Below are 22,801 nucleotides of genomic sequence, written 5' to 3'. Positions count from 1 at the left end.
TTTTTAATGATTAGTAATAAGTTACTTTTTTAACTTCGCGAGGTTTTACTTCACCTATGTATAAATCGTGCACACGCTTCATATTAAGCTCAAGCTCGGTCACGTAAGTGTCATCTACTGCGTAAGTTTTAATTATTTGTGCACCTTTAATAAGCCCCTGCACTTTACTTTCTAAGTAATCGTCTTGAGCAATTGAACCTTCCACCGTTGTTCCGGCGGTAATTTTTTGCCCATATACTTGCTCAGTAAGCTCGCGGTAAGCCTCAAGCTTAGAAGCCTTAATTGCCATAAGTTGCTTTTGCGACGCGTTAGCGCCTTTTTGTAAGCTAATAGGTGCATATCCTATCGCTTTTAAAACAGGATAATTATTTGGCTCTACATATTTATATTCAACATGCTTATCAAAAACGCTGCTACAACCACCTAAGGTTAAACACCCAAGTGTAATAAGTAATGAAATTGCTCGCATAGCATCTAGCCCTAGTATTGTAATTAGCAGTACATATGCACGTTTAATGCCATTTATAGCATTACTAATAATTACCAAATAACATTGGTACAGTCCTTGCTCTACCTAGTTAATAGCTAACGTTTAATTGGAATAAAAGTATGAAGTCGTTTTTATCATTGGCATTTGCAGGGATAAGTGCAACGGTATTATTAACGCTCTCCCCTTTTACTAAAGCGCAGTGGTATGAATCAACAGGCCATGCGAACGTTCAAAATGGTGATACGAGTGCCGCTAAATCTGCTGCTATAAAAGATGCGATTACACAAGCGTTAGTGTTCTCTGGGGCACGGGTTAGCTCTGTGCAAACCTTGGTAGATGGCGTGTTAATGCAGGATCAACTCAAAATTAGCAGCCACGGCGAAATTCAAAAAATTGAACTGATCAGCGAAAATAAATACGACAATAAATTTGCTATTACATTACGACTCGATATTTTTTCTCAAACAGAGCAATGCCCACAAAATAGCTTTAATAAATTTGTGGCTGTTACACAAAGCCAACTAGTTCATCGTGAACACGCTAAAATGGGTCAAATATTTGACGTAAGTAAAGCGATTAGCAAAAACATTTTTACCTCACTGCAAAAATCAAAAATGAGCGCTGTCCCCGTTGCCTACTACAATAGTGCAATAAGTGTAGATAAGTACTTTTCGCAGCAGCACGACTATTCAAACGCTCAATTAGAAGAAATATCTTCACGCAGTAATGCTCAATATGTCCTGCTTAGCCAAATAACCAGCCTTTCGACCAGTGACAAACTTAATAACGATTACGCATTTTGGCAAGACGAGGCGTATGAGCGCAGTTACAACATTGAATTTGCACTATTTGATGGCACTACCTATGAGCAACTTTGGCAAAATAGTTACCATACTCAAGCAATTTGGCCATTTGAAAAAACAACCATAGTTGATGTCAATAGTGATAGATTTTGGCAATCGCCTTATGGGCAAAGCATAACCGATATCAACCAATCGGTAAGTTATGATATTCAAGCCGCCATGGCGTGTTTGCCAACTCAAGGCAAAATAATGCACATGGAAAATAGCAAAATCGTTATTAACTTAGGTAAAGCCCATGGGTTAAAAAAAGGCCAAACGCTAAGTATTGCGCATCATAACTATTTAACCGATGCAGCAGGTAATGTTATGCCGCACACTATCACCACGCTTAATAAAATTCGCGTGGAGCAGCTTTACCAGCAAACCGCAGTAGCAGTTAGTGTTGACAATAAACCGCTACCTGGCGTGCAAATTAACGATGTAGTAGAAATAATCAGCCAAGATCTTTAAAGTTTTTTACTCAATTTAGCTTTTAAATTAGGGTGAGCCGATAACCACTCACCCAATTGTTCTACACCAGGTAAATGCGGATAATGCTTTCTGCATGCAAACACCACATTACGCTGCTGATTAGGGAATATAGGCAAGTAATCAATTCCTACACGGTCGGTACATGCCAGTTTGGGTACAAATGTAATACCGTCATCCATGGCCACTAACGCTAATAATGTTTCTAAACTATTACCTTTATACTGATTAGATACATCGACACCTGCAGAAAAACAAAACTTTTGGGCTTGATCTTTAAAGCAATGACCATCACTTAACATTAATAGGCTACAACCTTGCAAGTCACTAAGCGCTACTTTTTTATGCTTAGAAAGCGTGTTATCTAGCGAGACAGCAACTAAAAAATCTTCTTTATACAAATTAATTGTATGGTAGTTTTTAAGCTCTGGTACGTCGGCTAAAATAGCAAAGTCGAGTTCGCCGCTATCAAGTGCCTCTAAAATAGTGGCTGTTTGCATTTCGATAAATGAAAACTGGCTATTAATAAAAGCCGCTTTCATCGATGTTAATAACGCAGGCAGTAAATACGGTGCTATGGTAGGAATAATACCAATAGTTAATTTACCTTCTAGGGGCTCGTTAGAAGTAGCTGCAAGTTCTTTGAGTATTTGCGTTTGTTCTAAAATGATCTCTATTTGCGTTAATAAACGTTCACCTTTTGCTGTTAAGGTAACTTGCTTGGTTGAGCGATCAAACAAAGTAACGCCAAGCTCATTTTCGAGTTTTTTTACTTGACCACTTAATGTAGGCTGGCTAACAAAACATGCATCTGCAGCTTTGCGAAAATGCTTGTATTGCGCTATTGCTTTTACATATTCAAAATCTTTTAAGTTCATATTCAGCTCTACATGATAGGTTATACCTATTAGTTTAATACAAACAAACGATTGGAACTATATTTATTTATTCGCCATAATGGCTCCATCAAATCAAGAGGAACAAAAACTATGTTAAACAATATTGAAGGTCAAACAATCCCAAGTGTTACATTTGCTACTCGTCAAAACGACGAATGGAAATCAGTAACTACAGATGAAATTTTTAAAGGTAAAACGGTTGTAGTGTTTTCACTACCAGGCGCATTTACACCAACATGTTCATCAACTCACTTACCACGTTACAACGAATTAGCTGGCGTACTTAAGCAAAACGGCGTTGACGAAATTGTATGTTTATCAGTAAACGATACCTTTGTAATGAACGCATGGGCTGAGCATCAAGAAGCGCAAAACATTACTTTATTACCAGACGGCAACGGCGAATTTACTGACGGCATGGGCATGTTAGTAGATAAAAACGACCTAGGTTTTGGTAAGCGCAGCTGGAGATACTCTATGCTTGTTAAAGATGGCGTGATTGACAAAATGTTCATCGAACCAGATTTACCAGGTGACCCGTTTGAAGTATCTGACGCAGACACAATGCTTGATTACATCAACCCTAAGCAAGCTAAACCAGAACCAGTAAGCATCTTTACTAAACCTGGCTGTCCTTTCTGTAAAAAAGCAAAAGAGCTTCTTGCAGAAAAAGGCTTCGCATATGAAGAGATTGTTATGGGCTCAGGCGCATCACTAACAAGTCTAAAAGCTGTATCTGGTCGTGACACTGTTCCACAAATATTCATTGGTGGTAAACACATCGGTGGTTCAGACGACTTAGAAAAATACTTTGCTTAATTAATAAGTAAATACCTTACGTTAGTAGGTAAAAAATAGGGGCTTTTATGCCCCTATTTATTAGAGGAAAAAATACTATGAAAGAATTGCAAACCGATGTTGTTGTTATAGGCGCAGGTACTGCTGGTTTAAGTGCTTACCGTAACGCTAAACAGTTTACACAAAACGTATTAATGATCGAATCAGGCCCATACGGCACAACATGCGCACGTGTTGGTTGTATGCCAAGCAAGTTATTGATTGCAGCTGCTGAAGCCGCACACGCAATTGAAATGGCACCTGCATTTGGTGTGCATAGCTCAAAGCCAGTCATTGATGGCAAAGCAGTTATGGCACGCGTTAAAAGTGAACGAGATCGTTTTGCAGGATTCGTAGTAGAAGCCGTAGATGAATTACCTGATGGTGATAAAATTCGTGGCTACGCACAATTTTTAGACACAAACCGCGTACAAATAGACGACCACACAATTATTACAGCAAAACGCTTTGTAATTGCCACCGGTTCACGCCCTTCGTACCCTAGCGTATTTAATAACTTTGGCGACAAACTTATTATAAACGACGACGTATTTGATTGGGATGACCTACCAGAATCAGTCGCTGTATTTGGCCCAGGTGTAATAGGTCTTGAAATTGGCCAAGCACTTAGCCGACTAGGCGTAAATGTAAAGCTATTTGGTGTAGGCGGCGCAATTGGCCCACTTACAGACCCAGTAGTAAAAGACTATGCAAACACTGTTTTTGCTGAAGAATTTTTTGTAGATACCGACTCAAACGTATCTGACATGATGCAAGTTGGCGACAAAGCACAGCTAACTTATACCGACAAACAAGGTGAAAAACACACCGAACAGTTTGACTACGTACTTGCAGCCACAGGCCGAGTACCTAACGTAGATAAACTCGGCCTTGAAAACACCGGCATTGAGCTTGATGAACGCGGCGTACCGCATGCCGACACGCACACAATGCAATGTGGTGAATCGAATATATTCATAGCAGGTGATGCAAGTAACATGCTCCCACTGCTACACGAAGCATCTGACCAAGGTGCTATTGCAGGTCAAAATGCTGGGCGCTTCCCAGATGTACGTATAGGTCTGCGCAGAGCAAAAATTGCAGCTGTATTTAGCGACCCACAAATAGCAATGGTAGGCGAAAGCTACAAGCAAATTACTGACCGTTTAGGCCCATGTGGTTGTTTTGAAGTAGGCGAAGTCAGCTTTGAAAATCAAGGCCGAAGCCGAGTAATGCTAAAAAATAAAGGTCATATGCGTGTATATGCAGAGCAAGGTACAGGCTTATTTTTAGGTGCTGAGTTTATTGGCCCACAAGCCGAACATATTGCTCACTTACTAGCATGGGCTGTACAAAACAAAATGACCGTACCAGAAATGCTTGATATGCCATTTTATCACCCAGTAATTGAAGAAGGATTACGCACCGCCCTTCGCGACTTAAACGCCAAACTTAAATTTGGCCCAGACATTGTAAATTCATGTATGGAATGTGGCCCAGGCGCATAACCTATTTACCACACATACAAACTTGCTAAGCAAAAGCCAAAACTAACGTTTTGGCTTTTTTTTATAATTTTTTTAAGCTGATCTCTCAAAAAAAATTTTAGCTGTTACACTTAATTGATAATTCAATTAAAAAGATGGAATAGCTATGCCCAATAATAAATTTAGACTAGTCACTCGCAGCGATTTTGATGGCTTAGTGTGTGCCGTATTGCTTAAAGACTTAGACCTAATTGACGATATTTTATTTGTTCATCCAAAAGACATGCAAGACGGCAAAATAGACATTACCGAAAACGACATTACCACCAACCTCCCCTACGTTGCAGGCTGTCATATAGCATTTGATCATCACCTTAGCGAAACCGTTCGTAACTCAAGCGACATAAAAAATCATATCATTGATCCAGAAGCCCCATCAGCAGCTCGCGTAGTTTATGACTATTATGGCGGCGCTGAAAAACTTCCAAATATTTCTGTTGAAATGATGGACGCGGTAGATAAAGGCGATGCTGCTCAGTTTTCAAAAGACGAAATATTAAACCCAACAGATTGGGTATTAATGAACTTTATTATGGATGCGCGAACTGGACTTGGCCGTTTTCGCGAGTTTAAAATTTCAAATTACCAATTAATGATGAAACTGATTGATGCGTGTAAAGATCAGAGCATCGAAAAAATTCTACAAATGGAAGACGTAGCCGAGCGTGTTGCTTTATATAACGAGCATAACGAAAAAGCTAAAGAGCAAATTTCTCAATGCGCTACCGTTCATAAAAACTTAGTGGTTCTTGATTTAACCCAAGAAGAAACAATTTACGCCACAAACCGATTTGTTATTTATGCAATGTACCCCGACTGCAATATTTCGATTCATAAAATGTGGGGCCTTAAAAAGCAAAACGTAGTGTATGCCGTTGGTAAATCTATCACTAACCGCAGTTCGAACACCAATGTTGGCGAGCTGTGCTTAAAATATAATGGTGGTGGCCACTTAAATGCCGGTACTTGCCAAGTAGAAACAAGTAAGGCCGAAGCGGTACTGAGTGAGTTAATCAATACAATTACGAGTGATGGTTAATATTAACTTACAATAACCAGAGTAGTAGCTCTGGTTATTTTATTTTTTGCAGGGTGAGTTTTAATCACTCTCTTTTTCATATAAATTTCTGTAATCATAAAAGAAATAATGACCTCATGTTAGATACTAAAAACTTCGAAAAAACACTTTATCAAGATACCAAAAAAGCATTTAAAGACATCATTCAAAAATATGGTAACGATCTTTATGTAATGGGTTATTACCACACAGGTAGCTACTCATTACTGCCAATGTTTAATACTTTATCAGATTTAAAAGAAGTATTTGAAACAGAGTACAACAACGATGTAAGTAGCTTTTACATGGCTAAATGGAACCCTGAGGACTACCCGACGCTTGAATATTATTCAGAATACTTTGATGAAACAACGCTAGAATGCCAAAAACTAGAAAACAGCATTGATTTGTTTCAATCAGATATAGAGGCGATGGATAATTGGCACCAATGGCTTACAGCAATGGAAAAAGTACTTATGCAATTAGATGCAGAAGGATTATTTTCAAATGGTATTGAACGCGAAAAAATCACTTTAGCCATACTCGCCTATGATGAAGAAGAAAGCATTCAATTTAAAAGAATCAAACGACTTAATCCACCAGCCGTTCTAACGCAAATTCAAGCTGACTTTGAAGCAATGATTACAGAGCGTGAAAAATGTGAGCAAGAAGTGTTAAACGCCTTCAATTAAAAAGTGCAACACTACTACATATACGCTATACACAAAGTATAAGGGAGGGAGGTTAAAATATAACTCATTGATTTAATTGGTAGCCCCTGCAAGAATCGAACTTGCAACTGCCCCTTAGGAGGGGGCCGTTATATCCATTTAACTAAGAGGCCACAAACAAGCTGTGTGCTTAGAGGTGTGAATTATAACGGCATCTGGTTTTTTATATCAAGTGACAACTGAACTTAATTGCTTGATAAGTATATATCTTCTTTATTTAGTACATAAATTGGGATTAGTTTTCGACTACTCGCGACGATTTTTTTTGTATGCGCGTTAATTACACGTGTATTTACAACAACAGCATCACTGCGATAAATTAATGTACCCGCTAATACATGGCTCGCCATTTGATCTTCACTAAGCTTTTCAATATCGCGCGAAAAAGCAAAATCACCACGACTATTTACATCTATTGTTTGAGTGGTTTTAAAATCAACCACGCCATAACCAAACTTTTGTAACTGATGAATTAACGTTTCAGAAATTTGATTACCTAATTGATTACTTTTAGTAAGCGATGAATCAAGATCGACCAAGGTAGTAACGGCAATATTAATATTGGCGTCGGTATCACTTTCAAACTCAAGCGTATCAACCAAATCAAGTGCCATTTGCTCTACATAGTTAGCAAGTGTTTTATGGTGCTGAAGTGGTGTAAATTGATTGCCGTTAGCATCATCTTGAGTTGATTTTTGCTCGGCTGTTTTAAGCATGCTTGCTAAGTCATAATTTACTTGTGTGGTTGAAGATGCATTCATTTCAGCACTTTCATTATTTTGAGTAAAGGCACAACCAGTTAAATTAGCTAAAGCAAAAAAAACGATAAAGCGGTTAAATAATTTACTATACATAATTATCTCACTTGCTTGCTTGTTTTAACATTATGCCATCAGTGCGATAGCTACTATTAAGCGCATCAACAACTGACTGTGGAATAAACCCTTGTGCAGAACCGACTACGGCCTTACTTTCTAGCCCAACAATACGTGCATTAACAAGTACACCACCTTGATGGTTTACAAGCGTACCGGCTAGTACATACTTAAAGTTTTGATCTTGATTTAGCTCTAAATAGTCGCGACTAAATACAAAGTCGCCTGTTGGGGTAACACGCATATAATCAGTTGTTTTAAAGTCAATAACGGGTACACCAAAGCTGTGTAATTCATGCATGAAGCTTTCTGCAATTTGGTTTCCTAGTAAGCTACCATCGTTGTAGTCTTCATCTAAAAAAATAAAACTCGAAACAGCTAACGGTGTTTGTTCACTTACGTACTGTAAGTTTTCAACCATGTCTTGCATTATGCCGCGCACATAATGGTTAATATTTTTGCGCATTGGCGGTGTTGCTTTTGTGTAGTTATCTTGTGGAGCCATTCCTGACTGAAATAAGTTATCGTCAGAAACAGGTGCTGCAACGTCGCGTTGGTTACTCACCAGTTGGTTGCTTTGCTCACTTTGTGGTGTTGCGGTGTCTGTATTCATTGTGCCTAGTATTTGAGAGCAACCAAAGCCCAGTGGTAAGCATAATGTAATTAATAGGTTTTTCATTTTGTGCTCCAAATTAGTATTCGCTTCGGTATAAAAGTCCGTCACGCTGCTGAATTTTCTCATTGCCCCACATTACATTAATTGGGATCTCGGTACTTCCCGCAGAGAGCACCTGTTTATTTTCTATATTCACAAGCCGTGCATTAACTATGTATGCATGCTGCTGGCGAGTCACTGTTCCTGTGATAACTAAGTCAATATTTTGGCGATTACGTAATTTACTTAAATCGCGACTTAAAATACTGTCTGAGTTTTCTGATAAAGAGAGGTTATTCCCAAGTCTGTACTCAACGGTGTGATAACCTAGTTGAGTAAATTGTGTAAGCAGACTTTCTTGGATCTGCTGACTTAAGCCTGAGGCCTGCCCTGTCACTAATTTTGTATCTAGTGCATCTGCATAAAAGAAGCTACTAACGCCAACACGTGCATTAGCATTTAATGCTCCGTTTAGGTGGTTAAGTTGCGACGTTAAATTAACTACATAGTCATTAACCGTAAAAGGAGCCATGGCTGCTTTAGGTGCATCTGTAGGCACACTTGGTTCTGGCGGCGGCACCAAGTTACAAGCAGCTAAATTTAAAAATAATAAAGGCAGTAAAAGGCGCATAATTGCCATCCTCTTCAAAACATACTGAGGATAAAGCAATTTGTATGCCGACTTAGCTATTGTGCGATAAAGGGCTGATCTACGTAATAACTAACTAAACAATTTATATTTTGGCTCTTTAATTTTTGACAGTCACCCATAGCGTTTTTTTTGTCTATGTATGCGCCTAGCTTTAAACGGTTATACATAACTCCTTTTACATTTATTGTTTCAACATTCATCACAAAGTTATCGCCTAGTAAGCTAGGAAGCTTTTTTTGTAGTTGCCTAAAAGCTAAAGAGAGTTGTTCTTTTTGCGTTGTTGAAAGCACTTGTAAAGCAAATTTAGGATCAACTGGTTTTTTTAATTGTAAATTGGAGCGATTAATTTTGTTGGTATGAACGATTTCTGCTTTTATTACTGGTGCGTTTTTCTGCTCATTTTCTTTTGCAATTGTATTGAGTTGCGATATTAGTAAGCTTAAGTCTTCTTCAATAAGTAATAAACGCGCAAGTTCTGGCTTCATATTTTGCCACTGCTGGGAGCTCATTTTTAGAGTTTCAAGTTCTTGCTTTGTTATTTTTACGTAGCTTTTTTCGTCAGTTACGTTGGTCTGAGTAGCACCACCATCAATTGCTTTATTATTCGCACAACCATAACTTAGCAACATTGCACTGATTAAAAATATACATTGAACTCTTTTCATCCTAATTCCTTTAATGGAGTATTTTATGTGTTTCAACAACACACTTTAATCCTTGCGCTTTTACTGAGTCGCATACAGAAATAAGCTCTGGCGAACTGTTTGTTGCGTACGCTAAGGCTAAAATAAATTTATTTTTAGCTTTATCATGCATATAAAAAGCTTCTTGCTGCTCTATTCGTGGTGCTATTAAACGGTAATAAATTTTTAAGATATTTAACGAACTAAAACTTCCTGCATTGGCAATGCTTCCAGTTGTTGCACTGAGCGCCTTTAATGTTAAATCAACGCCCATTACTCCATCTCCTTGAGGCGATAAATTAACTGTTATATTTTGAGTGTTTTTTAGCTGCTTGCGTTGTTTATATTCATCATCAATTACTGCTTTATACTGCCCCGGTTTAAGGTCTGTAAATAAGTAATAGCCATCATATGCTGCTTGAGTTTGTGCAACTTGATCCCCTTTCTCATTCAACAGCGCTATATTTGCAAAGGGTTGGATCTGTGTTGTATCACCTTTTTGTTGATAAACAACTCCCTCTACTTCACTGGCATTATTTAATGCGAAGTCCATATACTCTACAAAACCAGCCCTTGGTGTAATAGAAAAACCCTCATTAGCTGGTATTAAAAACGGATCTTCAAAACTATTTCTATCCAGTATTATATCTGTTGTACGATTTGCTGGCATTGAAGTTAATAGCGCAACGCCGTGTTCGTCTGTAATTGCTTGACGATAATTGTGAACGCCTTTTACTTTTACGCCGGCAACGCCGTGCTCATCATCATCCATAATACCGTTATTATTTTGATCTAAAAATACGCGTAACATTAAGCTACCCGTGTTAGTTAAGGTGCGCTTAGAGACAAAATATGTATTATGTTCAACATCAAAACCTAAGCTAAAACGGCTATAAATGCCGAGCCGCCAATCATCGTTACTGTTGTAGTTTAAGTTACTCGTTAAACTAAACTTGTCGCTTTGCCAATTGAGCCCTAATTCGGCCGATTGAATATTATTACGAAGTGAATCAGTTAAAGTAAGTTCCGCTTGTAAATCTCGGCCCAAGTTGCGGCTAAACTCAGCCTCGTAACTAACAAGCTCACTTACTGGCGATATACTATAATCTATACCAAACCTTGTGTAGGTTCTCCCAAAGCGCTTTTGAAAACGTGTTGTTCCAAAAGTACTCTTAGAGCTATCGTCTTGTTGCCACAGCAATTGGTTACTTAGTGCAAATCCTGAGTATGAGTAGTTGAACTGGTTGCGTACTTGTTTAAAGCGCCCTCTAGTATCACTATCGTCATATAGGATGTTATTTTGATAAGAAAGGCGTCCATAGGTATTATTCATTAGCCCACCAGCTAAATTTATTTGGTAGCTGTTAAAATCTTGCTGCTGTTCGTCGGTACGATTTGTAGCGCTAAAAAGTAGTGATTGTTCGGCAATTTGAGTTCGGGCTGTAAATTCAAATTCTTGTTCATTGTTATTATTTTTTTCAACATTCGCATTTAATAATAATCGGTCAAATAAGCTTATGTTGGTACCAAATGCATACTTAAGTAAATCGTCATCTGTGTTTTTTTGACCTGATGTAGCAGTGTATACAGATATATTATCTGTAAGCCCTTGCTCATATCTACCCGCAATTTGCCAACCCTGCCCCTGCGAGCTTGAAACATTGTTATTTAGTAATTGCTTGCCTTGTTCAGTAACCGACAATTCATAGTTACCTTGTCCCTGCTTAAGTTGATTTCCGTCCACAAAGTAATAATCACTTTTACGCTCAACTTGACCTTGAGGCCCATAAAAAATAAGCTCAAAATTATTAGCTCCGAATAATAGGTTTATATTATCAAAAATATAACGCCCATCTGCGAGGCTAAGCTGCTGGTCTATTAATATTTCATTACGATACAGCTCTACATCCCAACCTGGCTGTATAGCACCGCTTAAGTTAATTTGATTATTGACTATTTTTCTATTGGTTACATTATTAGAAACTTTAACACCTCGGGCATACTGACTACTGTAGCTATTACCAACTTGCGTGGCGATAACATCACCAAAAGATATTTCAGTAGGCATAAAGCTGTTTTTTATTTCTTTGTCTAAGTTTTGCTTTGTAAACGTTAACCTAGAGTTGGTAAGTAAGTCAGTACTTCGTCCCGACAAAAAATACTCTGCAGATAAATACGCAAAGTCTTGAGTGCCTAAAAGTGAATAGTTCGTAGAATGTCTATCATCGCTCGCGGTAAAATTTAGTTGTAAGTCGGCAACCGGAGAAGATAGCGCTTTATATGGGCTAGCTTTCCATGGCAGCGTAGGTGGCGATCTTTTGTTAGGTGATTTAAGGTTGCGCGACTGTCTGTATCTTTGTTGTTCAACCGGTAAGGGGCTATCTGAGCTTATAAGTAATTCTAAATCTGGGTAATCAATATTAAACTCTAGATTTAAAGCATTATGTAAACTTTGAATATCTACATAAATATCATCTTCAATGGTAATTTGATTTTTTGCTAATAAGTAGCTCTGTGTAGGACTAGTAAATACAGCGGGTGTAACCGCTGCATTTAGAAAAAGAGGTTGTTGATTTGCTCCAACACCTTGAGCAATTCGATTGCTAGCATCAACATTCATTGCAAATTGTAGAATATCAAATAAGTCGCTTAAACTAACTTGTACACTTTGCTCGCTTTTAATTGCTGCAACTTCACCTAAGTAGTATGAGTTTAAATAAAGCGAAAGTATTAATAACTCGCCTGTGGCGATTCGCTGTTGCTGATTTTCTTTGTTTTTATAATCAATTACTTCAACGGGCTTAGTTAGCTTTAGTTCAATTGCGCGTAGTGTTGTTAAAGCATCCCCTACGGAAGAATTAGGATTAGCGATTACACTATTACTAAGCAAACTACTTATGCTTAGTAATAGTGCATACAATAAATTATTTAGCGTCATTCACTGTTAAAACATTAAGTGATTGTGAAGTTAAAGGCAGAGTGTATTGTGCAAATGTAAGGTCTTTATATTCTTGACTGCCTTCATATTTAAAAATGACTTTTCCTGCTTTATCTAAATTTTTGTCACTAAATAAACTAAGGGTTACAAACGCATTATCCACTTCTGGATAAATACTTAAATTACCAATTTCTGCAATTTTAACTTGCTCGTTATTACTATCAACAAAGTAAGCACTTAATTTACCGTAGCTACTAAACTTACCTTCTCGTTTTATATTCAATAAAAACTGAGGACGTTGATTGCTTTCATTTAGCACTAGCTTAGCTTGTTCTATGGCAACTACTGGCTGTTTAATGTCTTTACGTAACAAAATAGGTATACTGTAGCTCATAATCATATTAACTTTTATTGAGCTTGTTTTATTAGTATTTTCACCAGGCAATGCTTGAAATAGAAGATGAGAGCGGTACTCACCAGAAGCTAGGCCTTTAGGTTTACGTATTGCTATTTTTACTGTTTGTTTTTCACCTGGTGCTAAACGCATTTGTTTTGGTGACAAACGTGCCATTGAACTTAAACTTTCGCTTGTAGCCTCTGCCAACTGTATGTAGCCACCGCTAGGTTGCGCTTGCTTCTCACTCCATAAAACACGATATGTTTGATATTCATCCCCCGTATTAATTACGGTAACTTTAGCGGTTCGTTGACGTTCATCAAAACTAATACGGGTTGGAGAGATAAGTAAATTTGCGTATGCATTTTTTCCTAAAATACATACACTCAGTGCGAGCAGCACTACAACTTTATAAAGCATGTTTTTCCTTTAGTAATCAATCGTAATTTCTAATTGGGTGTCAGTAATAAAACTACCATCTAAGTAACTTTGGCTAGTCCCTGTCGTTATTAAACGGCCACCTACTTTGAGTAAAAGCTCTCCAAATTCATCGCTAGTTTGCGTTCTTGGTAAATCCACTAATACAACCGAAAACTTGGCACTATTAGCTCCTAGCGCTTCACTTTGCAATGTAGAGTCACTCGTTTTGTTAAACGATATTTGAGTAAGGGGAGGTAAATCAGTAAATAAAAGTTCTGCGGGATTACCCTCAGTTAATACGTAAATACTACCAAATGTGATTATTTCACCTTCATGGCTAATGGTTATAGAGCTTAAAGTATTATTTTGAGGGATAACTAAAGTGCCAAAATTAAGCGCTTCTTGTTGTATGCTTGCGCTATAGGCTTGCTCGCTAAACATTAACGAAAGCCAAGCAGAAACATACAAAAAGCGCATTGTTTGTTTAAACACTAATTAATATGACACTTCAATATTAAAGCTACCAGAATACTCACCATCAGGGTAATCCACACTTGATGCGTTTGATGAAGTAGAAAGAGTCGCGCCTATATTAAATGATACAGCGCCATCAACGCCAGCTTGTAGGTTGGGCGTAGCACTTGTATATAATCCACCAGCATTAGTGCCGCTCGTTATAAAGTAAGTCCAAGCACCTACAGTAAAATCAGGTTCATTCAACCCTTGACCAGCTAAAGGTTGTACTAAAGTATTTAATGGGTCGCTAATGGTTAAAATAGAATTTGGTACTACATCTGACACACTAAAAGCGCCCGCTTCACCACCTTCAATTATTGAGATACTCGCAGCGTTACCAGTTGGATTATCTTGTGAAGTAACATTGCTAGCAGCTGGATCAGGATTAACTGTCAGCGTTGCTTGTTCGGCGCCTAATGGATCTGAAATAGCACGAATAGTACCAAAATTTAAATCGTTATCTTTTGTGAGTACTACAGCATTTTGTACTGTTACTTTCGCTTCAAATGACTCTGTAGCAGCATAAGTGCTAAACGAGCTGACCACGGTGGCTACAGCTAATGCAGATAAATAAAACTTCATGCTAAATCCTTATAAGAAAATGGGCTTTATCAAATATTTGCCCAACTATAGTTAGTATCGACTATTAGTACAAATACTTTAATACTATATAAGTTTAAAAGGCCTAATTTATTAATTATATTGGTTTTCCGACAAAAGCAGCAATATTACATACTTGATCAAGCTGATTAGCTAAATAACAAAACGCACTTACTTGAGCATCGTTTTTAAATGGACCTACACGTAATCCATACAAAGTCATATTATTATTTTTACGTTCAAACATAGTAAAATTAAATTGAGTAAATGCACTGGGGTATAATTGCTTAAGCCTTTCGACTCTTGCTTTAACAAGCTCTGGCTTTAAATACCAACCAAGCTGTGCTCCAATTTTAGTTTCATCTGTTAAGGTGAGTTCTGAATTTTGTAAGTTTGGTGTTTTTACTTCGGGAGTGTTATTTAGTGCCGTCGGTTCCAAATTCTGTGAAGGCTGATTACCATAGGTGATATCGGTTTTACTTTGCATGAGTAAAGGAGGGTTTTCAGTTAATTCACTTCGAGACGATAACGCCATAATTAACAGCTGTAAATCATCTTCCATAGCAGTTAAACGACCAATGCTTTCTTGCTGTAAGTGCCACTGCGAAACATACTCTTTTACTTGTTTATCAGTAATTAAAGAATGCTGCACGCTCTCGTTATTTACAGTTGCGCTGCTACATCCATATAAATAAAAAGATAAGAATAAAACTGATATTAAATGACAAGACTTAAAATACCGCATTGCAAAATGCACTCTACTAACCAAGATAATAAATCAAAGCAAATTTTGCGCCACTTTATAGCAACTTTTTAATTAAGTAGTTTATTTTGAGGTAAGAAAAGCCATATCGATAACAAGGCAAAATTTCATCATTTAGTTGGTATCACTAATTGTTGCTGCATTGCTCTAACTCCGGCATACATGCCGTCGTATATCAAAAATTATTAGCGAAGTTAGCGTCAGGTCTAATCCTTCAAATTGATTAGGTATTATTGTAGATTGATATTACATGCTGTGCGCTAAAGCTTTACTGGCTTATCAGTGTAGTTACTTACTATGCAATCGAGTTTGTACAGTTTGAATACGTCACAGTCTGCTTTTGCATTTTTAAAGTTTTGGTAAGAGCCAAGTTTCAGCCTGTAAAACATTTTGTCGTTTATTTTGGCGGTTTCTACGTTAGTCAATATTTTGTCTCTAAACAACGGTGCTGCTTTAGTATTTAGCTCTTGCCATGCTTTAGCCACACCTTGCTCTGAGTCAACCGAAGCTACCTGTAAAGCAAATACATGTTTAGGTTTATTTAATTTTACAGTTTGTTTTTTATTACTGTAATTTTGTTTAACTTGTTGGCGTGACTTAACATTGCGTGTGTTTCGTGGTGAGCGTACAGACTTGCTGCTATACCCTTGATTAGACTGTGCAATAGCTTTACTGTTTATAATATCGATATGATTTACGAGGTAAGTTATTTCTTTTTCTAATCTTAAAATTCGCTCTATGCCTTCACGAGCTTGTTGCCACTGCATTGCGGCATCTTTTAGCTGTGCAAGTTCAAGGGCTGTAATTGATACGTAGTCAGGCGAGTTACTTTGAGGTTGTTCATCAATGGTTTTTATTTCAGGCGAGACGCTGCATGCTGTACCAAATAAAAGCATTAGCAAGCTAAGTAAAAGCCCAATGTTATTTTTTTTATATATAAACATGTATTAGTTGTCCTGAAAGCAGTGTTTTTACACTACATTTCAGTTAAACATTCTCACAAGAAAGCGTTTAACTTTATTTAAGCTGTGAGCTATAAAACTTAGCTCTTCGCATGCTTGTCAGTATTTCGTAAAACACAACGTTGCATACTCCATCCCTTCCTTGAGAGCATTATTTAATACAAATTCAATGCCAATTAACACAAACTTTACAACATAAATAACAATATGTCTGTAATGACTTAAAAAATTTTATTTTAGAGCTATTCCTTTTCTTATTTTATTCTAGGGCCTGTTGACCTTTCAGGATTAAAATTTGTTCAATCTAGGGGCCATTTAATCGCGGCGCGAGGTTTGTAACCTAGTGGGCTCGATAACTGCTCCTGCGTTATTCTACTGGCTTACATCCATGTAAGAATAAGTAAAAACCGAGTAAAGCTTCCGCGTCCTGCTCACGCCCCTTACCTACATCCATGTAGGCAACAAAGAGTAAATTGCCCCGAGGCAGAACCCTTCGGGCAGCGCATGTTTGGCATTTATGCTACGTTATCGCCTATTTATGGGGAATAACCACACTACATAGGCTCTGCCTTGCTTAAATACCAAACAGCCTGCTGCAAATTTAACCTCGAAAGATAAACAGGCCCTGATAAAACTCATAAAAAAAGGCGCCGATATAGGCGCCTTTCATGTTTTACGTTAACTGTTAAATCAGTTTTTTGATAAATGATTTTAATTCATCGGCAAATTCGTCGCGACGAAGTGCAAATTCAATCGTTGCTTTTAAGTAACCAATTTTACTTCCACAATCGTGGCTACGGCCTTTTATAGCGTATGCATCTACTTTTTCGTGTTCCATTAACATCGCAATTGCGTCAGTTAATTGAATTTCGTCGCCTGCACCTTGCGGAGTTTTTGCAAGTAACGGCCAGATATTTTCGCTTAATACGTATCGACCCACTACAGCTAAGTTTGATGGAGCTTCATCTACTGGCGGCTTTTCTACCATATTAAGAATTGGTGAGCTTTCACCTTGCTTTAAGTCAACATCACCTAAATCAACCACACCAAACTGGTTAACTTGTGCCATTGGTACTGGTTCTACCATAATTTGGCTGTGCTTGGTTTTCTCAAAATTAGCGATCATTTCTGCTAAGTTATCTTTTTTAAGATCGCTCTCTACATCGTCAATAATTACATCTGGTAAAATAACTACAAACGGTTCGTTACCAATAATAGGCGCTGCACAACTAATAGCATGGCCTAAGCCTTTTGCTTCACCTTGGCGTACGTGAATAATGGTTACGTCTTTAGGGCAGATTGCTTGCACTTCGGCAAGTAGTTGCCGCTTAACACGCTTTTCTAAAGTAGCTTCTAGTTCAAAACTTGTATCGAAGTGATTTTCGATTGAATTTTTACTTGAGTGCGTTACTAACACTATTTCTTTAATGCCTGCAGCAACGGCTTCGTTTACTACATATTGAATTAAAGGACGGTCTACCACTGGCAGCATTTCTTTAGGAATTGCTTTAGTGGCTGGTAACATACGAGTACCAAGGCCCGCTACTGGGATCACTGCTTTCATTTTATGTTTTCCTTAATCTTTTATTATACTGAAAATGGATATTGAATCGCTTCATGGCATTGATAGCCTATTACTTCAAAGTCGTCTCGTGTTACCCACGTTTCTATGTCTTCTAATGATTTAATTTTTGGATTAATTTTTAACTGAGGTGATTCAAATGGCTCACGCGTTAACTGCACGTCTCGCATCAGTTCAAGTTGGTTTTCGTAAATATGTGCATTAGCAATTTTATGATACGCCTTACCCGCTTTGTGGCCGGTAATTTGAGCCACTAACGCAAGCAACACAAAACACTGAATTTGATTGAAATTAAGGCCAAGCGGTACATCACAGCTTCGCTGGTATGACGTTAAATATAGCGTATCGCCAAGTAAGGAGAAAGTGTGCGTATGCATACACGGCCGCAAACAACCAAGCTCAAACTCACCTGGATTATAAAACGTGATTATTTCACCACGGTCATCGATGCCATTTTTTAAGTTATTAATAACTTTGGAAAGCTGATCAAGCGTTGAGCCATCTGGACGTTGCCAACCACGGCCTTGTACGCCATAAACACGGCCCATATCGTCCTCGCCTTTACGGTGAGGATTATTAAGCCATGCGTTGTTATCGTTTGCGTTAGCATCCCACGTTTTACAGCCAATCTCACGAAACTGCTCAGCGCTGTCGTACCCGCGTAAATATCCTAGTAACTCAGCAATCGCTGCTTTGTAGTAACTTTTTCGCGTCGTGATCATTGGAAACTTATTATTAGCCACATCGTATTCTAAATCGGCATTAATAACGGTTAAACAACGCGTACCTGTACGTTTGTTTTCGACCCACTGACCTTCGTCAACAATACGCTGACATAATTTTAAATATTGTTTCATGTTGTTTTTATTATGCCTTAGCTGTTTTAACGTGTTGTGGTTGCTTATATGCCCAAATTAATAAACCTAAGCCGCCTACAATCATAGGAAGTGACAATATTTGTCCCATTGAAATAAAGTCGGCAAATAAACCGAGTTGTGCATCGGGTTGGCGGAAATATTCAATACAGAATCTAAATACGCCGTAACCTAATAAAAACACACCGGCTACGCTGCCTGCTGGACGTGGTTTTTTAATAAACCATTGTAGGATTAAAAACAGCACTAAACCTTCAAAAAATGCTTCGTATAATTGCGATGGGTGACGCGCAAGCGGACCGCCCGTTGGAAATACCATTGCCCATGGCACGTCGGTAACTCGGCCCCATAACTCACCGTTTATAAAGTTACCAATACGCCCTGCTAATAAGCCAACAGGCACAAGCGGAGCAACAAAATCGCCCACTTGAAGTAGTGACTTTTTACGCGTCCACGAAAAAATTGCGACGGCGGTTATAACGCCAAGTGTTCCACCATGGAACGACATACCGCCCTGATCTATCCTAAATAAATACAGTGGGTTTTCTATAAAATAACTAAACTGGTAAAACAATACGTAGCCAATACGCCCGCCTAGTATTACCCCTAACATGCCGTAAAACAGTAAATCGCTTACTTGGTCTTTAGTCCAACCCGAATTTGGCTTTGACGCTTGACGATTAGCAAACCACATCGCAAATGCAAAACCTATTAAGTACATTAAGCCATACCAACGTACGCTTAGCGGTCCAACAGAAAAAATAATTGGATCAATTTGAGGAAATTCAAGTGCCATAAAAAATAAACCTTTAGCTAAAAACCATTTTAATTGCGATAACTACAAGCAGCACCGCGAAAACTTTCTTAATTGTATTAACAGGTAAATAGTGAGTTGCTTTGGCGCCAATGGGCGCAACAAACCACGAGGTAATAACAATTCCAAATAATGCAGGTAAATAAACAAACCCAGCAAAACCATGCTCTAAATCGGTAACCTGCCAGCCTGCGCTGATGTAACCAATAGAGCCAAACAATGCAATAACAATTCCGCACGCGGCTGCGCAGCCAATTGCTTTTTTTATATCAACCGAAAAATAATTAAGCATCGGTACTATTAAAGCTCCGCCGCCAATCCCTATTAAACCTGATAACCCGCCCATTATTGCAGAAACGCCCCCTAAAATAGGACCTGCCGGCAACGGTTTTTCTGACATCGGTTTATTACGCGCGGAGAGCACCATTCTTGCTGCAATAAATACAACACTTATAGCAAACACTGTACGTAATATTTGTTCAGGGATTAAACTTGCTGCAAAGCCACTAATAAGTGCGCCTAAAGCCACACCCGACATAACCCACGGGGCGATTGCCCAAGGCACGTTATCATTTTTATGATGAGCCAGCGCTGAAGACGTTGAAGTAAATAAAATAGAAGCGAGTGAGGTTGCAATAGCAATTACTAATACATGATCAGCCGACGTTACATTAAATGAGAGTAACAGAGTGCTTAGTACTGGAACGATAATTAAACCGCCGCCAATGCCTAGTAACCCAGCTAAAAACCCAACAATACAGCCTAGTAGTGCGCAGCTTGCGACTAACAAACCTAAGTCATACATAGTAATCTCAAGTACCCTTTGAAGGTTTATATATTAAAGGATTATAAAACTAATAGCATCTGTGTATGCAAATTAATTAGGTGTACAGTATTATTTGGGGGTGTAAAACAAATCACCTAATTTATGCTCTAGCATAAAGCTTCGCGTTAAACGTAATACTTGTTTAGCTGTCGATTGCGCTAAACATTCACTTAGTAGTTGTTCCATGTCACTGACATTTAAACGCCTAAGTACCCACTTTACTTTATTAAGCGATGATAAGTTCATACTAAGGCGCCTGTAACCCATGGCAATAAGTAAAATAGCCCCTTCAGGATCGCCGCCTAGTTCACCACACAAACTAAATGGCAGTTCATATTGCTCACATTCGTGCGCCACTTTATTTAGTACTCTTAGTACACCAGGGTGATAAGGGTTAAAAAGTTCGGCTACACGTGCGTTAGCCCTGTCTACTGCTAATAAATACTGTGTTAAATCGTTACTACCTACTGAGCAAAAATCGACTTTTTTTGACCACTCTGGAAGCATAAATACACTTGAAGGTACTTCTAGCATTATTCCTATATCAGGTCTTTCTATGGTTTGCTCTGGGTATTTTTCACTTAACTCAAAATAAGCCTGCTCAAATAACGCAAGTGACTCATCAACTTCTTCAGTGCCACTGATCATAGGGAGCATTATTTTTAAATTACCCAAACCAATATTTGCTTTAAGCATCGCTTTTAGTTGATCTAAAAATAACTCTGGATGATCAAGGCTAATACGAATCCCACGCCAACCTAAAAATGGGTTTTCTTCGGTAATATTAAAGTAATCAAGTACCTTATCGCCCCCAATATCCAATGTACGCATAACCACAGGATTAGGATGATAGCTAGTTAGTACTTCTCGGTACCAATTTTCTTGCTCTGATTGCGAAGGAAACTGACCCTTTTGCATAAACCACGCTTCGGTTCGATAAAGCCCCACACCGTCACAAATATGCGCGCTACTTTGCTCGGTATTAAGCTCAAGGCCTGCGTTTAATAATAAGCTAACATGCTCACCGTCAAGCGTAATTGATTCTGAATCTTGCTCTGCTAAAAAGCGGTTATTTAGTAGGTTATCTTGATGCTGTAACTCTGTGTATTCGTCCATCAGCATTTGTGAAGGCGATATATATAAACGCCCAGCAAATGCATCTAAAATCATCGGCTTGCCATTAAACTGCAGTAAGGGTAAATCCTCTATACCCCAAATAGCAGGAATGCCCATCGCACGCGTTAATATAGACGCATGGCTATTTGCAGAGCCATTTACGCTTACAACGCCTATTAAATGACCTTTTGGCACTTCAGCAAGCATGGCGGGTGTTAAGGTATTAGCAATTAAAATAGTGTTGGCCGGATAATTTTTAACAGCGTGCTCGGTATTTACAAGGTGGTGTAATACGCGAAGACCAATGTCTTTAACGTCAATAGCACGCTCTTTTATATAAGGGTCTTGCATGGCATTAAATTGAGATATTAAACGCTCTATTACAATTTTTAGGGCGCTTTTAGCACACCACCCTTCTTGTAATTGCATTTCAACATTATGCCCTAAACTTTTAGCATCAAGCAGTTGTTGATACACATCAAATACCGCAAGAGCTTCGTGCGGAATAGAATCGCTTAGCGTCATCGATAGGGTATTAAATTCTTTGCGCGTTGCAGCTACAGCTTGAGTAAACAAACGACGCTGCTCAGTGACGTCACTGTCTTTTAAAAGCTCAATAGATTTAAAATCAAGTTTTGGTAATACAACAAATGCTTGTCCTATACCTATTCCTGGCGCGCTCGATACACCTTTTAAAACAGACGTTTGATGAGATGATTCATCTTGGCGTAGTATTTCTTTAATTTCAGCATGCGCTAACTGTGACGCAAGTTGGGCAGAAAGCGTTATTAAAAACGACTCTTCGTCTTGGCTAAATACACGTGCCATCTTTTGTTGGACAACAATAACGCCCAGTACTTTTTTTTGATGAACAACGGGTACAGATAAAAAAGCGTTGTAGCCTTCTTCATTTACTTCGGGGGAGAGCTTAAAACGAGGATGCGATTTAGCAAATGCAATATTAATAGGTTCTTCACGTTGCGCTACTAGGCCAACTAAACCTTCGGTAAAACCAATTCTAAACTTACCTACCGCATCGGGGTTTAGCCCTTCGGTTGCCATAAGTACAAAATTGTCCTGGCTGTAATCTGCAAAATAAATGGAGCAGCACTGGGTTTTCATGGCATCTTTAACCATTTGCACAAAGCACACTAATGCACTGTCTAAATTCGCTTGTCGCGATACAGACTCCGCAATAGATCTCAGTGTAGCCAGCATGTCCTGCTCCTTTACTT

At 38.4% G+C, this 22,801-nt stretch carries 22 protein-coding genes and 1 tRNA gene; 5 read left to right on the top strand and 18 right to left on the bottom strand.

Going from position 1 to position 22,801, the window contains the following annotated elements; translation table 11 throughout:
• Nucleotides 1-10: 10 nt before the first annotated feature.
• Nucleotides 11-469, bottom strand: a complete 459-nt coding sequence (locus I6F54_RS05060) for an LPP20 family lipoprotein (RefSeq protein ID WP_008168853.1) — start codon at nt 467-469, stop codon at nt 11-13.
• Nucleotides 470-609: 140 nt separating this feature from the next.
• On the opposite strand from I6F54_RS05060, the gene I6F54_RS05055 reads away from it, so the two are divergent.
• Nucleotides 610-1,803, top strand: a complete 1,194-nt coding sequence (locus I6F54_RS05055; protein ID WP_197140051.1) for a flagellar assembly protein FlgT — start codon at nt 610-612, stop codon at nt 1,801-1,803.
• Here the strand turns inward: I6F54_RS05055 and I6F54_RS05050 are convergent.
• On the bottom strand, nt 1,800-2,699 hold the full coding sequence (locus I6F54_RS05050; RefSeq protein ID WP_197140049.1) for a LysR substrate-binding domain-containing protein: 900 nt from the start codon (nt 2,697-2,699) through the stop codon (nt 1,800-1,802). The genes I6F54_RS05055 and I6F54_RS05050 overlap by 4 nt on opposite strands.
• Nucleotides 2,700-2,810: 111 nt before the next feature.
• On the opposite strand from I6F54_RS05050, the gene I6F54_RS05045 reads away from it, so the two are divergent.
• The 4 genes from I6F54_RS05045 (at nt 2,811) to I6F54_RS05030 (ending at nt 6,853) form a co-directional block, all read left to right on the top strand.
• Nucleotides 2,811-3,539: a glutathione peroxidase gene (locus tag I6F54_RS05045; RefSeq protein ID WP_197140047.1), complete on the top strand. Its 729-nt coding sequence runs from the start codon at nt 2,811-2,813 to the stop codon at nt 3,537-3,539.
• Nucleotides 3,540-3,616: 77 nt separating this feature from the next.
• Nucleotides 3,617-5,065 (top strand): dihydrolipoyl dehydrogenase, encoded by a 1,449-nt coding sequence (locus I6F54_RS05040; RefSeq protein WP_197140045.1) that lies wholly within the window; start codon nt 3,617-3,619, stop codon nt 5,063-5,065.
• 145 nt (nt 5,066-5,210) lie between these two features.
• Nucleotides 5,211-6,143, top strand: a complete 933-nt coding sequence (locus tag I6F54_RS05035) for an exopolyphosphatase (RefSeq protein WP_197140032.1) — start codon at nt 5,211-5,213, stop codon at nt 6,141-6,143.
• Between the two features lie 116 nt (nt 6,144-6,259).
• Entirely contained in the window at nt 6,260-6,853 is a 594-nt protein-coding gene (locus I6F54_RS05030; RefSeq protein ID WP_165727538.1) for a DUF4303 domain-containing protein, read from the top strand.
• Between the two features lie 77 nt (nt 6,854-6,930).
• On the opposite strand, the gene I6F54_RS05025 is transcribed toward I6F54_RS05030, so the two are convergent.
• From I6F54_RS05025 to ptsP, 16 genes are all read right to left on the bottom strand, one after another.
• A tRNA-Arg gene (locus tag I6F54_RS05025) sits at nt 6,931-7,005 on the bottom strand.
• 72 nt (nt 7,006-7,077) lie between these two features.
• A complete protein-coding gene (locus I6F54_RS05020; RefSeq protein ID WP_165727548.1) occupies nt 7,078-7,746 on the bottom strand; it encodes a FlgO family outer membrane protein in 669 nt (222 codons plus the stop codon).
• A gap of 7 nt (nt 7,747-7,753) precedes the next feature.
• Nucleotides 7,754-8,446 carry a FlgO family outer membrane protein gene (locus tag I6F54_RS05015; RefSeq protein ID WP_197140024.1) on the bottom strand — a complete coding sequence of 231 codons (693 nt, stop codon included), beginning with the start codon at nt 8,444-8,446 and terminating at the stop codon, nt 7,754-7,756.
• 13 nt (nt 8,447-8,459) lie between these two features.
• Entirely contained in the window at nt 8,460-9,053 is a 594-nt protein-coding gene (locus I6F54_RS05010) for a FlgO family outer membrane protein (RefSeq protein WP_007583140.1), read from the bottom strand.
• A gap of 56 nt (nt 9,054-9,109) precedes the next feature.
• Entirely contained in the window at nt 9,110-9,739 is a 630-nt protein-coding gene (locus I6F54_RS05005; protein ID WP_197118687.1) for an SPOR domain-containing protein, read from the bottom strand.
• 10 nt (nt 9,740-9,749) lie between these two features.
• Nucleotides 9,750-12,695, bottom strand: a complete 2,946-nt coding sequence (locus tag I6F54_RS05000) for an MSCRAMM family adhesin SdrC (RefSeq protein ID WP_231616987.1) — start codon at nt 12,693-12,695, stop codon at nt 9,750-9,752.
• On the bottom strand, nt 12,682-13,512 hold the full coding sequence (locus I6F54_RS04995) for a fimbrial biogenesis chaperone (protein WP_197140022.1): 831 nt from the start codon (nt 13,510-13,512) through the stop codon (nt 12,682-12,684). The genes I6F54_RS05000 and I6F54_RS04995 overlap by 14 nt, the downstream gene beginning before the upstream one ends.
• 9 nt (nt 13,513-13,521) lie before the next feature.
• Nucleotides 13,522-14,004: a DUF4402 domain-containing protein gene (locus I6F54_RS04990; RefSeq protein ID WP_197101082.1), complete on the bottom strand. Its 483-nt coding sequence runs from the start codon at nt 14,002-14,004 to the stop codon at nt 13,522-13,524.
• Between the two features lie 3 nt (nt 14,005-14,007).
• Nucleotides 14,008-14,610: a DUF4402 domain-containing protein gene (locus tag I6F54_RS04985; RefSeq protein ID WP_165727552.1), complete on the bottom strand. Its 603-nt coding sequence runs from the start codon at nt 14,608-14,610 to the stop codon at nt 14,008-14,010.
• Nucleotides 14,611-14,725: 115 nt separating this feature from the next.
• Nucleotides 14,726-15,280: an SPOR domain-containing protein gene (locus I6F54_RS04980; protein WP_165721033.1), complete on the bottom strand. Its 555-nt coding sequence runs from the start codon at nt 15,278-15,280 to the stop codon at nt 14,726-14,728.
• Between the two features lie 371 nt (nt 15,281-15,651).
• Entirely contained in the window at nt 15,652-16,335 is a 684-nt protein-coding gene (locus I6F54_RS04975; RefSeq protein WP_024592961.1) for an SPOR domain-containing protein, read from the bottom strand.
• A 703-nt stretch (nt 16,336-17,038) separates the two neighbouring features.
• Nucleotides 17,039-17,917: a UTP--glucose-1-phosphate uridylyltransferase GalU gene (gene galU / locus I6F54_RS04970; RefSeq protein WP_007583126.1), complete on the bottom strand. Its 879-nt coding sequence runs from the start codon at nt 17,915-17,917 to the stop codon at nt 17,039-17,041.
• A gap of 23 nt (nt 17,918-17,940) precedes the next feature.
• Entirely contained in the window at nt 17,941-18,792 is an 852-nt protein-coding gene (locus I6F54_RS04965) for a thymidylate synthase (protein ID WP_101217579.1), read from the bottom strand.
• A gap of 10 nt (nt 18,793-18,802) precedes the next feature.
• Nucleotides 18,803-19,606: a prolipoprotein diacylglyceryl transferase gene (gene lgt / locus I6F54_RS04960; RefSeq protein ID WP_007583122.1), complete on the bottom strand. Its 804-nt coding sequence runs from the start codon at nt 19,604-19,606 to the stop codon at nt 18,803-18,805.
• Between the two features lie 13 nt (nt 19,607-19,619).
• A complete protein-coding gene (locus I6F54_RS04955) occupies nt 19,620-20,429 on the bottom strand; it encodes a sulfite exporter TauE/SafE family protein (protein ID WP_197140020.1) in 810 nt (269 codons plus the stop codon).
• 90 nt (nt 20,430-20,519) lie between these two features.
• Nucleotides 20,520-22,784 carry a phosphoenolpyruvate--protein phosphotransferase gene (gene ptsP / locus I6F54_RS04950; RefSeq protein WP_165727554.1) on the bottom strand — a complete coding sequence of 755 codons (2,265 nt, stop codon included), beginning with the start codon at nt 22,782-22,784 and terminating at the stop codon, nt 20,520-20,522.
• Between the last annotated feature and the right edge of the window lie 17 nt (nt 22,785-22,801).

Source organism: Pseudoalteromonas sp. SWXJZ10B, from assembly GCF_015864475.1.
GTDB lineage: Bacteria > Pseudomonadota > Gammaproteobacteria > Enterobacterales > Alteromonadaceae > Pseudoalteromonas > Pseudoalteromonas arctica.
This window is presented reverse-complemented; position numbering and strand designations above follow the sequence as displayed.

Bases quoted from the DNA above. Each gene is read 5' to 3' on its own strand.
- I6F54_RS05060 (WP_008168853.1), bottom strand. From the start codon at position 469: ATGCGAGCAATTTCATTACTTATTACACTTGGGTGTTTAACCTTAGGT.
- I6F54_RS05055 (WP_197140051.1), top strand. From the start codon at position 610: ATGAAGTCGTTTTTATCATTGGCATTTGCAGGGATAAGTGCAACGGTA.
- I6F54_RS05050 (WP_197140049.1), bottom strand. From the start codon at position 2,699: ATGAACTTAAAAGATTTTGAATATGTAAAAGCAATAGCGCAATACAAG.
- I6F54_RS05045 (WP_197140047.1), top strand. From the start codon at position 2,811: ATGTTAAACAATATTGAAGGTCAAACAATCCCAAGTGTTACATTTGCT.
- I6F54_RS05040 (WP_197140045.1), top strand. From the start codon at position 3,617: ATGAAAGAATTGCAAACCGATGTTGTTGTTATAGGCGCAGGTACTGCT.
- I6F54_RS05035 (WP_197140032.1), top strand. From the start codon at position 5,211: ATGCCCAATAATAAATTTAGACTAGTCACTCGCAGCGATTTTGATGGC.
- I6F54_RS05030 (WP_165727538.1), top strand. From the start codon at position 6,260: ATGTTAGATACTAAAAACTTCGAAAAAACACTTTATCAAGATACCAAA.
- I6F54_RS05020 (WP_165727548.1), bottom strand. From the start codon at position 7,746: ATGTATAGTAAATTATTTAACCGCTTTATCGTTTTTTTTGCTTTAGCT.
- I6F54_RS05015 (WP_197140024.1), bottom strand. From the start codon at position 8,446: ATGAAAAACCTATTAATTACATTATGCTTACCACTGGGCTTTGGTTGC.
- I6F54_RS05010 (WP_007583140.1), bottom strand. From the start codon at position 9,053: ATGCGCCTTTTACTGCCTTTATTATTTTTAAATTTAGCTGCTTGTAAC.
- I6F54_RS05005 (WP_197118687.1), bottom strand. From the start codon at position 9,739: ATGAAAAGAGTTCAATGTATATTTTTAATCAGTGCAATGTTGCTAAGT.
- I6F54_RS05000 (WP_231616987.1), bottom strand. From the start codon at position 12,695: ATGACGCTAAATAATTTATTGTATGCACTATTACTAAGCATAAGTAGT.
- I6F54_RS04995 (WP_197140022.1), bottom strand. From the start codon at position 13,512: ATGCTTTATAAAGTTGTAGTGCTGCTCGCACTGAGTGTATGTATTTTA.
- I6F54_RS04985 (WP_165727552.1), bottom strand. From the start codon at position 14,610: ATGAAGTTTTATTTATCTGCATTAGCTGTAGCCACCGTGGTCAGCTCG.
- I6F54_RS04975 (WP_024592961.1), bottom strand. From the start codon at position 16,335: ATGTTTATATATAAAAAAAATAACATTGGGCTTTTACTTAGCTTGCTA.
- galU (WP_007583126.1), bottom strand. From the start codon at position 17,917: ATGAAAGCAGTGATCCCAGTAGCGGGCCTTGGTACTCGTATGTTACCA.
- I6F54_RS04965 (WP_101217579.1), bottom strand. From the start codon at position 18,792: ATGAAACAATATTTAAAATTATGTCAGCGTATTGTTGACGAAGGTCAG.
- lgt (WP_007583122.1), bottom strand. From the start codon at position 19,606: ATGGCACTTGAATTTCCTCAAATTGATCCAATTATTTTTTCTGTTGGA.
- I6F54_RS04955 (WP_197140020.1), bottom strand. From the start codon at position 20,429: ATGTATGACTTAGGTTTGTTAGTCGCAAGCTGCGCACTACTAGGCTGT.
- ptsP (WP_165727554.1), bottom strand. From the start codon at position 22,784: ATGCTGGCTACACTGAGATCTATTGCGGAGTCTGTATCGCGACAAGCG.